The following is a 10,663-nucleotide window of genomic DNA, read 5'->3' as shown; positions in this document are numbered from 1 at the left end:
CAGCATTCTGCCAAAAAAACTTGATTTGAGCAAATATAACGTTACCCAGCCACAACGAAAATAACATCTCAAAACCCACCAACGAGGTCGCGCTGTTAATTTATTCGAATTTGTTTATTTGCTGCCGCGCCGATAGTTTTTTTCAGCATTCTGCCAAAAAAACTTGATTTGAGCAAATATAACGTTACCCAGCCACAAACGAAAAAAATATCTCAAAACCCACCAACGATGTCGCCGCGGGTCGTCACCCGCACGAAAGGATAAATCATATGAGAAACAGATTTGAAATGCAGCTTGAGGAGCTGAACGTAAGCCTGATAAAAATGGGAGCGCTGTGCGAGACTGCTATTTCTATGGCGGTAAAGGCACTTCTGAACGACGATACCGCCCTGGTAAACGGGGTAAAGGAGACCGAGCGTGAGATCGACCATATGGAAAGGAGCATCGAGGGGCTTTGTATGAAGCTGATACTCCAGCAGCAGCCCGTGGCAAGGGACCTGCGGACGATCTCCTCGGCTCTTAAAATGATAACCGATATGGAGCGAATCGGCGACCAGGCGGCAGATATCGCAAATCTCATAAAATACTGCCGTATGGACGAGGCAGGCAGCAGGTGCAGGGAGGACATTACCCGAATGGCTGAAGCGGCTATTAAGATGGTCACAGCCAGCGTTGACGCCTTTGTAAAGCTGGATATCGAGGGCGCAAAAAAGGTAATTTCCGACGATGATGAAGTTGACGGCTTGTTTATTAAGATAAAAGGTGATATAATAAATATAATAGCGGAAAATGCAGGTCTGGGCGAGACGGTGTTTGATATCGTGATGATAGCCAAATACCTTGAGCGCATAGGCGACCACGCCACGAATATTGCCGAGTGGGTGGTATTTTCCATAACAGGAGAGCACGAAAACGCATGACCTGCGCAGCACACGCTCTCGGAAAGGACGGTCGGATAAATGATATACTATGCGGAGGACGACAGCAGCATACGGGAGCTTGTGCTGTATACTCTTAAAACTACAGGCTTTGAAGCCAAGGGCTTTGAAAACGGCGAGGAGCTTTTTGCTGAGCTTTCGGCAGGAAATCTCCCCAAGCTTCTGCTGCTTGACATAATGCTCCCCGGCGAGGACGGTATCGCGATAATGAAGCGGCTGAGACGGGGCGGCTATGATTTCCCCGTAATAATGGTAACGGCTAAAAACTCCGAATATGACAAGGTAACAGGGCTTGACTGCGGCGCAGACGACTACATATCAAAGCCCTTCGGAATGATGGAGCTTATCGCCCGCATAAAGGCTGTGCTCAGACGTGCGGAGCGTACTGAAAGCATGGCAGGAGGAGATCTTCTCAGCTGCGGAGCGGTGGAGCTTGATATCAGAAGCCATATCGTCACCGTTGACGGCGTTCCTGCGGAGCTCACACTAAAGGAATTTGAGCTGCTGCGGATACTTATGAAAAACAAAAACGCCGTCCTCACCCGCGACAATCTTCTTGAAAGCATATGGGGCTACGACTGCGCAGGAGAGACCCGAACGGTGGACGTGCACATAAAAACTCTCCGCCAGAAGCTTGGAAGCGGCGCGGAGATAATAAAGACTGTCCGCGGCGTAGGCTACAAGGTATGCGGATAACAGAGAAGGGATAATGTTCACCGATGAAAATGAAAAACCGTATATTCTTCAGCATATTTTCAGGCTCTCTTATAGCCCTTATCCTGAGTCTTGCCTGCGTTACGGGGGTAATGTACAACGTGATGACCGCCGAGCTTCGGGAGGAGATACGAAACGAGGCGGCTATCGTTTCAACCACCATAAACAGCCTTGAGGACAGTTCTGCCTACGGGTACATAACCGAAGCAGGACCAAAAAGCGGCAACCGTATCACCCTTATCTCCCCCGACGGAACGGTGCTTTACGACAATTTTTCAAATGTATCCGAAATGGGCAACCATCTTGACCGTCCGGAGATAGCCGAAGCGCTGAAAAATGGCACGGGGACCGCTCTCAGAGCCTCCGACACCCTGGGCGAGCATACCTATTACTGCGCCGTAAGGCTAAAAAGCGGCAGCGTTATCAGAATAGCGAACACCACCAAAAGCGTTCTCGGACTTCTGAAACATCTGACCCTGTGGCTTATCCTTATCGGAGTGCTTATCTTTGTCATCTCGCTTCTGATGGCGGGGCTTCTCACACGTTCCATAATCCGCCCCATAAACGAGCTTGATCTGGACGCTCCGGGAGAAAATCTCACCTATGACGAGCTTTCTCCCCTGCTTTCGAGAATGGATAAGCAGAATGAGAAGATAAATGCTCAGATAGAGAAGCTTTCCGAGCAGAAAAGCGAGCTTTCCTGTATCACGGGAAATATGAGCGAGGGACTGGTAATATTCGGCAGCGGCGGGAATATCCTGTCCGCAAACGCCGCCGCACAGCGTATCCTGGGGAACAACGCCTCAGGCAACTATACCCGTCTTTGCCGTGACAAAGAGTATCTGGAAGCGGTGGAGACCGCTCTGGGGGGCAGCTGCGCAAACACTGTTCTCGAGAAAAACGGCAGGACCTACAGCCTTACCGCAAGCCCCGTCACCGAAACGAAGAAATACAGCGCAGTGCTGTTTATCGTGGACGTTACGGAAAGGGAGAACGCCGAAAAAATGCGCAGGGAATTTTCCGCAAACGTGTCACACGAGCTGAAAACTCCCCTCACCTCCATTATGGGCGCGGCGGAGATAATCGAAAAGGGCATAGTCAAGAAGGAGGATATCCCCCATTTTGCCGGAAATATCCACTCGGAAGCAATGAGACTCCTTGCCCTTATCGAGGATATAATCAAGATATCCCGTCTGGACGAGGGCGGACTTACCCAGGAGTTTGAAGAGGTATTTCTTGACGATATCTGTAAGAGCGTGCTCTCGGAGCTGAGCGAAAAGGCGCAGAACAGGAGCATTTCCCTTGAAAGCAGCCTTGAGAGGGTGTCTGTACGGGGAGTAAGACCCGTTCTTCACGAAATGGTATACAACCTCTGCGACAACGGCATCGCCTACAACAACAAGGGCGGCAGGGTGGATATAAGCCTTGAAAAGACCTCCTCGGGCTGCATTCTCAAAGTCTCCGACAACGGTATCGGTATCCCCCCCGAGCATCAGGCAAGGATATTCGAGCGCTTCTATCGCGTGGACAAGAGCCACTCAAGAGAAACAGGCGGAACGGGTCTGGGTCTGTCCATCGTCAAGCACGGCGCTGCCCTTCACGGCGGCGTGATAAGCCTGCAAAGCGAGGTCGGCAAGGGTACAGTCATAAGCATAGAGTTCGGAAAAAGCGGCGGAGAGCCGCAAAAATAACGTGAAAGCTCCCTGCAAAGCGGCAAGCATTGCAGGGATTTTTCTTTACTATCTCGTGATAACGTTGTCACTATTACTTATATTTCTCAGCCCTTATCAGAAAAAAATGCGAGTAATAACATCGAATATTCCCATAGCAAAGCCGTGATAACGTTGTCACTTTTTCGCATATACGATCTTGAAAAATATGCCGTTATGTTCCTGATCATCCATAATTTACCCTATCCGCCTGCAAATCTCACGCGCTTCGTGACAACGTTATCACCATTTGCCGTTGATTTTTCCCGTAAAGCAGGCTATAATATAACCAGAGTTAAAATTCTACTAAACATATAGGAATTATATAGTTAACTCTTTACCACATTCACAGGAGATGAAGAACATGACCGAGCTTACAAGAGAAAATTTTGATGAGATAGTTTCACATGGCGGCAGCCTTGTGGTTGAATTTTACTCTCCCTCATGTACCTACTGTAAAAAGACAGAGGCAGGAATAAAAGAGCTTGAGGAGGACAACTCAGTAACGGCTGAATTTGCAAGGTGCAGCGCCGCGGAGGAGGAACAGTTATCGGAGCGCTTTGATGTCACCGCCCTCCCCACCCTGCTCTTTTTCAAAGACGGCGAGCTGAAAAACAAGCTTTCGGGCTATACTCACAAGCTTGTGATCGCCGACGCCCTTTCAAGGCTTGGCTGAGGCGGCTATAAAGCAGCGGAAGATTTTTTGAGGAGATTTCTAAAATGTATATTGAACTTGAGCACATAAACAAGACCTTCGGGAATTACAAGGCGTCTGACGATGTAAGCTTTGGGATCGAAAAGGGTCGGCTTATCGGACTTTTAGGACCCAGCGGCAGCGGCAAGACCACAATACTCCGTATGCTTGCAGGTCTTGAGCGGCAGGATTCGGGAAATATCTACATAGGCGGCAAGCTTGTGAACGACCTCCCCTCCTGTCAGAGAGGGATAGGCTTTGTATTTCAGAACTACGCCCTTTTCCCCTATCTCACGGTATTCGACAACATAGCCTACGGTCTGAAGGTCCAGAAAAAGGACAAGGCGTATATAAAGGAAAGGGTCGCCGAGCTTCTTGAGCTTGTAGGTCTCCCGGGGCTTGAAAAGCGATATCCCGACCAGCTAAGCGGCGGTCAGCGGCAGAGAATAGCTCTTGCAAGAGCGCTTGCCCCCAATCCCGAGCTGCTTCTCCTTGACGAGCCCTTTGCCGCCATTGACGCAAAGGTCCGCAAGGAGCTTCGGACCTGGCTCAGGAACACCATCGACAAGATCGGCATCACAAGCATATTTGTAACTCACGACCAGGACGAAGCCATTGAGGTCGCAGATGAGATAATCATCACAAACCTGGGCAGAGTGGAGCAGGTAGGCACCCCCGCAGAAATATATCTTGACCCCCGAACTCCCTTTGTGGCACGTTTTATCGGTCAGTCGGCAGTCATCGAAAACTGCAGTGAGCTTAAAGGCTTTGAAAATGCGGGAGCAGGCAGACAGGCAGTTATCCGTCCCGAATTTGTGGATATCAACCTGTTTGAGGACCAGGGCTATCACGAGTTTGAAAGCTCGATGGAGGACGGTATCGTGGAGGACGTGCTGTTTCGAGGCAATGTCTTTGAGGTACGTGTCAGGGTCAGGGATATCGTCATAACAGGACAGGTCCCCCTCAGTCAGACGAAGATAAAAAAGGGCGTAAACGTCAAGGTGTTTGTAAAAAAGCTCTGCCTGCTGGGCGAGGGAAGCACCGAGACCGTAACAAACAAGGCTCTGGACAATTCGGGACTGTATTATATCTGATTTAAAGGCGGCGATAAAATGGAAAAAACAGAAAATCTTGCCGAAAACGGCATTCCCCCCAAAAAGGGCGAAAAAAATCTTCCGCAGAACATTCTGCGGTCGGGAATAATCTCCTGGATAATAGTTATCGGTATCTGGGGACTCGGCTCCCTTGCATATGACGAATACTTTCTCCCCAGCCCCAAGGAAACGGTTGACAGTATGATGACCCTCATCTCAAACGGAACGCTCTTTGCGGACATAATCGCAAGCTTCGGCAGGATATTGAAGGGCTGGCTTTTAGCCTCGGCATTGGGAATACCCTTAGGGCTGCTTGTTGGCAATTTCAAGCCTGTAAGATGGCTCATAGAGCCAATACTTAGCTTTATCCGATTTGTTCCCGCCATAGCCCTTACGACCCTGTTCCTGATGTGGTTCGGCGTGGGCGAGGAGTCAAAGGTGGCGCTCATATTTTACGCGTCCTTTTTCCCCGTTTTCGTAAATACCATAGCAGGCGTGGCAACAACAGACCGGTCCCTTATCGAAGCAGCCTCCTGTATGGGAGCGAAAAAGATAAGAGTGTTCTTTACCGTAATTGTCCCTTCGGCGGCAGCCTATATCTTCACAGGCATAAGGCTTGGACTTGGCTCCTCCATCGTCTGCGTGGTAGCGGCAGAAATGCTTGTAGGCAGCGACGGTCTGGGATATCTTATCAACAGCTCAAAGCTTTACTATAAAACGAGCTGGGCATTCGCAGGAATTGTGACCCTTGCCGTCTTAGGCTTTGCGGCAGACAGGCTTTTACAGTACATCGGCAGAAAAAAACTCAGCCATTTCGGCGTAAAATGATGATGATTGGAGTAAAATATTATGAATACCAAAATTTTTAAGAAGCTTATCCCCCTCACACTTTCTTCCGCACTCACTCTTTCACTGATAACAGGCTGCTCCGCCGCTTCTGCGGAAAAGAGCGCCGATGACAGCGGAAAGGATCTGCAGACCCTTCGCGTAGCGGTAATGACAGGTCAGCCCGACCAGTACACCACCTTTATCGGCACGGAAGAGGGCATATTCGAAAAATACGGCATCAAGCTTGAAATAACCGAATATGTTGCAGGCATAAACACCATCGACGCAGTGGTAAACGGCACAGCGGACACAGGCGAAATGGCAGACTACGCTCTCGTAAACCGCATCGGCAACACCCTTCACGATACAAACCTTGTGATATTCTCAGAGCTTTATGCCAGCGATATTTTAAGCGGCGGACTTTACGTTGCTCCCGAATTCGAGAACAACTTAGCAGCGCTTGACGGCAGCAAGGGCTTCATCTCAATGGTAGGAACCGTTTCGGATTACTACACCAGCGTTGCCATTGAAAAGCTGGGGCTTATTGAAAGCAAGCAGAACATAATAAACGCCGATTACAGCACCACCCTCGCCATCGCCCAGAAAAATGACGCGTCCGCAGTAGTGGCATTCGGCACAAGCGGCAGCAAATACGAGGAATACGGCTGGAAGCTGGCAGTAAGCGCTTCAGACTGGGGTCTGAAAACAGGCAGCTATCTTCTCACCACATCTGAGTTCGGCAAAAACAACAGCGAGCTTCTCGGAAATTATCTGAAGGCTACTCAGGAGTCCATCGACTACATAAACGCAAATCTGGACGACGTTGCTTCAAGAGTTGCCGCAAGATACGGAGTTGTTGAGGAAAACTTCAAGAATGACTGGACATCAAGAACCTTCGGCATCGGCACAAGCAAGGACGGCGCAGACTATCTGAACTCCATCGAAAAATGGGCTTTTGAACACGGAAAATTCCCCGAGGATTACAGTGTAGCCGACTTCTATGATACCTCAGCAATAGACGCAGCATTCCCCGAAAGAAACACACTTAACAAGTAAAGGAGCGGTAAAAAATGGGATACCCAACGATCTTCCCCACAGGAACAACACTTTACAATAAAGACAAGGCATACAGCGGATATACGATATTCCCCTCGGCAAAGGGCGCGCTGCTTATTGATATGAACGGCAGAGAGGTGCAGCTCTGGGCAGGTCTCGGAGGCTTCCCCAACAAAATACTCCCCGGCGGATATGTAATGGGAACCACAGGCGCAAGAGGCGGCAAGCACTCCTTCCAGGACCAGATAGACCTTGTGCAGGTGGACTGGGACGGCAACATTGTCTGGAAATTTGACAAAACGGAGCTTGTTGCCGACCCGGGCAAGGAGCCTGTCTATATGGCAAGACAGCACCACGACTACCAGCGTGAAGGCTCCACGGTGGGCTATTATTACCCCGGCGGAGAGCCTAAAACAAACAGCGGAAATACCCTTATCCTCACCCACGAAAATCTCTACAACCGAAACATCACCGACAAGCGCCTTATTGATGATAAAATAATCGAGGTAGACTGGGAGGGCAATATCCTCTGGAGCTGGAGAGCCAGCGACCACTTTGACGAGCTTGGCTTTGACGAAGCCGCAAAGAACACCCTCTACAGAAACCCGGGCATACACGGCGAAGCAGGCGGCGACTGGATGCATATCAACAATTTCTCCACTCTGGGCGAAAACAAATGGTATGACGGCGGCGACGAGCGTTTCCACCCCGACAATATCATATTTGACGCAAGAAACTCAAACATTCTGGGCATTATCGAAAAGAAAACAGGAAAGATCGTATGGCGCCTGGGACCCGATTTCAACGAGAGCGAAGCCACCAGAAAGCTCGGCTGGATAATCGGACAGCATCATCTTCATATGATACCCAAGGGACTCCCCGGTGAGGGCGACCTGCTGGTATTTGACAACGGCGGCGAAGGCGGCTACGGAGTTCCCAATCCCGCTTCCTCAAACGGCGTGAACAACGCACACAGAGATTATTCCCGCGTGCTCCAGTTCAACCCCATAACCCTTGAGATAACCTGGCAGTACACCCCCCTTGAAGCAGGACACTTCCTCTTCTCGGACGCTTCCAAGTTCTACAGCTCATACATAAGCGCCGCGCAGAGACTTCCCAACGGCAACACTCTCATAACCGAAGGCTCGGACGGCAGGCTTATCGAGGTAACACCCGACCATGAAATAGTCTGGGAATACATCAATCCCTACTTTAACAAAATGTTCGGTAAATTCACCAATAATATGATATACCGTGCATACCGCGTGCCATATGAGTGGATACCCCAGCTTTCAAAGCCCGAGGAGATTTCCGTAGAGCCCATAGACGTTTCCACATTCAGAGTTCCGGGCTCAGTAGTTGGAGCAGGCCTCGGCAAGGTGACTGTAACAGAAGGCGTTGACCCCAACAAGAGAACCATGACAGGCGGCGGAGACTCAGACAGCGATGACAGTGACGAAAAGATAGATTTCTGCGTAGCTTCCGTAAACAAGAAAGACCTTAAATAATCAAAGCTCACCGCCGTTTCGGGATAAGAAACGGCGGTGAGCTTGTTTGTCATATAAAGTATTCGGGCTCGCTGTATTTTGAAAGGGGAAAGCAGCTCTCCCGAACAATAAGCGTGCCCTCCATTTCAAGCCTTGAAACGGTCTTGTGCCCTCCGGTAATGCGGTCAAGGAGCAGCATAAGAGCAAATCTCACCATTTCCCCCTTTGGCAGTGAAACGGTGGTAAGCATAGGCTTTGTGAACTGTCCCTCGGCAATATCATCGCTTGAAACGATAGCGGGAGAATAATGCTTCGTCCTGCGCTTGTTCAGGCATTTTATCATTCCCACAGCAAGTATATCGTTGGCGCAGTATATCCCTGTAGGGGGACTGTTTTGTTTCAGGAAATATTCCATAGCCCTGAAGCCGTTTTCCTCATCGGGAGTTGTATCGAAAATATAGTCAAGGTCTGACTCAAATCGGTATCTGGTCATAGCCTCCTGATAACCCGAAAACCGCGCCTCATTGTGGCAGCTGCCCACATAGCCTATCCTTGAGTGACCGCACTTCACAAGCTGGTCGATGGCGGTAAGAGCAACCTTTCTGCCGTCGCACAGCACCTCGTCCACCTCGTAATTGGTAGAATTTCTGTTAATTGAAACGATGTTCTTTTCGTGCCTTTTAACAGCCTTGAGCGCCTTGTCGCAGCATTTTCCGATTATGATAAGCCCGTCCGAATGCCGCTCAGCAGACTTGTAAAGCTCCGCGATATCCCGTTCGGGGTCCTCCGACATACAGTATTTTTCATCGGACAGCTGAGAGCAGTACCATATATTTGACACAATGCAGTTATTTCTTCTTATCTCAAGCTCGGTAAGCCGCAGCATCTCGCTGAAAAACGGGTCATTCTCCTCGGATACTACCCGTGTAAGCAGAATATCGATATAATATATCTTCCTGCCCCCCGTATTACCGCTTTTGAGGTTTCTGGCAGCCTCGTTGGGAACATAGTCTATTTCCCGAGCAGCCTGCAATATCCGCCGACGCACATCCTCGGACAGGCAGCGGTGGTTAGGGTCGCTTAGCACCCTTCCTGCGGTGGAAACCGACACTCCCGCCATCTCCGCAATTTTCTTTATTGACATCTCACCGCTCCTCGTTTGTTCACTGTATTTATATAATACAGCTTTCGGTGATAATTGTCAATAGCTTTGAGACAATTCCTACCATATAAATAGAATTTACAGAAAATCACTTATACTATTACTTATCCCAACCCCAAAAATGAGAATATACCGCTTACTATCCAGCTTGAAAGTAAAAAACAGCACAGCCATTCGATTATCAACGCCGTAATAGAGAAATATACTATATCCAGAATTTTATGATATAGCTGATTTAGCTTTACAGTACCCACGATAACAAGAATAAGTTTAATGATCCCGAGCATAATTTTTCTCCCCCTTATCAAAGCCTGAACAGCTTGTCTTATATTATAGTATATCATATCATTGGAATGATATGGTTAGCTGTCGGCTAACAAGGCGCAAAAAATCCCCCTGCTCCAAACGGAACAGGGGGATAAAAACCAAAATAAATATGATCAAACGAGCTCGATAACTGCCATCTCAGCAGCATCGCCGCGGCGGGGGCCGATCTTAACGATCCTGGTGTAGCCGCCGTTTACATCAGCATACTTGGGAGCGATCTCGTCAAAAAGCTTCTTGACAACATCTTCCTTAGTAACATAAGCAAGGACCTGACGCTTAGAGTGGAGGTCATTGGTCTTAGCTGTAGTGATCATTTTTTCAGCCATAGAGCGAACTTCCTTCGCTCTGGTAACTGTAGTTTCAATTCTGCCATTCTCAAGCAGGAATGTAACCATAGCTCTCAGCATAGCCTTTCTATGGTCGCTTGTTCTGCCCAGTTTTCTGGTTCCCGGCATTGATATTCACTCCTTACCAAATATTGAACGGTTATTCTTCCTCGCTGCTAAGGTCGAAGCCCAGAGACTGGAGCTTTTCCTTAACCTCGTCGAAGGACTTCTTACCGAGGTTTCTAACCTTCATCATTTCTTCTTCTGATTTACTGATCAGATCTTCAACGGTATTGATTCCCGCACGCTTCAAGCAGTTAAAGGAACG

General features: G+C 49.0%; 11 protein-coding genes. 8 read left to right on the top strand and 3 right to left on the bottom strand.

The window, feature by feature from the left end; translation table 11 throughout:
- Nucleotides 1–269 precede the first annotated feature (269 nt).
- From phoU to ACI4J0_RS10195, 8 genes are all read left to right on the top strand, one after another.
- Entirely contained in the window at nt 270–920 is a 651-nt protein-coding gene (gene phoU / locus ACI4J0_RS10230; protein WP_439765708.1) for a phosphate signaling complex protein PhoU, read from the top strand.
- Nucleotides 921–959: 39 nt separating this feature from the next.
- Complete coding sequence (locus tag ACI4J0_RS10225; RefSeq protein WP_439765707.1) at nt 960–1,634, top strand: response regulator transcription factor; 675 nt, start codon at nt 960–962, stop codon at nt 1,632–1,634.
- A gap of 23 nt (nt 1,635–1,657) precedes the next feature.
- Nucleotides 1,658–3,343, top strand: a complete 1,686-nt coding sequence (locus ACI4J0_RS10220; protein WP_439765706.1) for an ATP-binding protein — start codon at nt 1,658–1,660, stop codon at nt 3,341–3,343.
- A gap of 382 nt (nt 3,344–3,725) precedes the next feature.
- Entirely contained in the window at nt 3,726–4,037 is a 312-nt protein-coding gene (locus ACI4J0_RS10215; RefSeq protein WP_439765705.1) for a thioredoxin family protein, read from the top strand.
- Nucleotides 4,038–4,081: 44 nt separating this feature from the next.
- Nucleotides 4,082–5,149 (top strand): sulfate/molybdate ABC transporter ATP-binding protein, encoded by a 1,068-nt coding sequence (locus ACI4J0_RS10210; protein ID WP_439765704.1) that lies wholly within the window; start codon nt 4,082–4,084, stop codon nt 5,147–5,149.
- 18 nt (nt 5,150–5,167) lie between these two features.
- Nucleotides 5,168–5,977: an ABC transporter permease gene (locus tag ACI4J0_RS10205; RefSeq protein ID WP_439765703.1), complete on the top strand. Its 810-nt coding sequence runs from the start codon at nt 5,168–5,170 to the stop codon at nt 5,975–5,977.
- A gap of 21 nt (nt 5,978–5,998) precedes the next feature.
- On the top strand, nt 5,999–7,033 hold the full coding sequence (locus ACI4J0_RS10200) for an ABC transporter substrate-binding protein (protein WP_439765702.1): 1,035 nt from the start codon (nt 5,999–6,001) through the stop codon (nt 7,031–7,033).
- 14 nt (nt 7,034–7,047) lie between these two features.
- Entirely contained in the window at nt 7,048–8,541 is a 1,494-nt protein-coding gene (locus ACI4J0_RS10195; RefSeq protein WP_439765701.1) for an aryl-sulfate sulfotransferase, read from the top strand.
- Nucleotides 8,542–8,590: 49 nt separating this feature from the next.
- Here ACI4J0_RS10195 and ACI4J0_RS10190 read toward each other — a convergent pair whose 3' ends face one another.
- From ACI4J0_RS10190 to ACI4J0_RS10180, 3 genes are all read right to left on the bottom strand, one after another.
- Nucleotides 8,591–9,664, bottom strand: coding sequence for a LacI family DNA-binding transcriptional regulator (locus ACI4J0_RS10190; RefSeq protein ID WP_439765700.1), 1,074 nt, complete (start codon nt 9,662–9,664; stop codon nt 8,591–8,593).
- 458 nt (nt 9,665–10,122) lie between these two features.
- Nucleotides 10,123–10,464: a 50S ribosomal protein L17 gene (gene rplQ / locus ACI4J0_RS10185; protein ID WP_439765699.1), complete on the bottom strand. Its 342-nt coding sequence runs from the start codon at nt 10,462–10,464 to the stop codon at nt 10,123–10,125.
- A 31-nt stretch (nt 10,465–10,495) separates the two neighbouring features.
- On the bottom strand, nt 10,496–10,663 hold a 168-nt coding region (locus ACI4J0_RS10180), incomplete at its 5' end, for a DNA-directed RNA polymerase subunit alpha C-terminal domain-containing protein (protein WP_439765726.1).

Origin of the sequence: Huintestinicola sp. (genome assembly GCF_051882455.1) — a bacterium.
Classification (GTDB): Bacteria; Bacillota; Clostridia; order Oscillospirales; family Ruminococcaceae; genus Huintestinicola.
This window is presented reverse-complemented; position numbering and strand designations above follow the sequence as displayed.

Bases quoted from the DNA above. Each gene is read 5' to 3' on its own strand.
- phoU (WP_439765708.1), top strand. From the start codon at position 270: ATGAGAAACAGATTTGAAATGCAGCTTGAGGAGCTGAACGTAAGCCTG.
- ACI4J0_RS10225 (WP_439765707.1), top strand. From the start codon at position 960: ATGATATACTATGCGGAGGACGACAGCAGCATACGGGAGCTTGTGCTG.
- ACI4J0_RS10220 (WP_439765706.1), top strand. From the start codon at position 1,658: ATGAAAATGAAAAACCGTATATTCTTCAGCATATTTTCAGGCTCTCTT.
- ACI4J0_RS10215 (WP_439765705.1), top strand. From the start codon at position 3,726: ATGACCGAGCTTACAAGAGAAAATTTTGATGAGATAGTTTCACATGGC.
- ACI4J0_RS10210 (WP_439765704.1), top strand. From the start codon at position 4,082: ATGTATATTGAACTTGAGCACATAAACAAGACCTTCGGGAATTACAAG.
- ACI4J0_RS10205 (WP_439765703.1), top strand. From the start codon at position 5,168: ATGGAAAAAACAGAAAATCTTGCCGAAAACGGCATTCCCCCCAAAAAG.
- ACI4J0_RS10200 (WP_439765702.1), top strand. From the start codon at position 5,999: ATGAATACCAAAATTTTTAAGAAGCTTATCCCCCTCACACTTTCTTCC.
- ACI4J0_RS10195 (WP_439765701.1), top strand. From the start codon at position 7,048: ATGGGATACCCAACGATCTTCCCCACAGGAACAACACTTTACAATAAA.
- ACI4J0_RS10190 (WP_439765700.1), bottom strand. From the start codon at position 9,664: ATGTCAATAAAGAAAATTGCGGAGATGGCGGGAGTGTCGGTTTCCACC.
- rplQ (WP_439765699.1), bottom strand. From the start codon at position 10,464: ATGCCGGGAACCAGAAAACTGGGCAGAACAAGCGACCATAGAAAGGCT.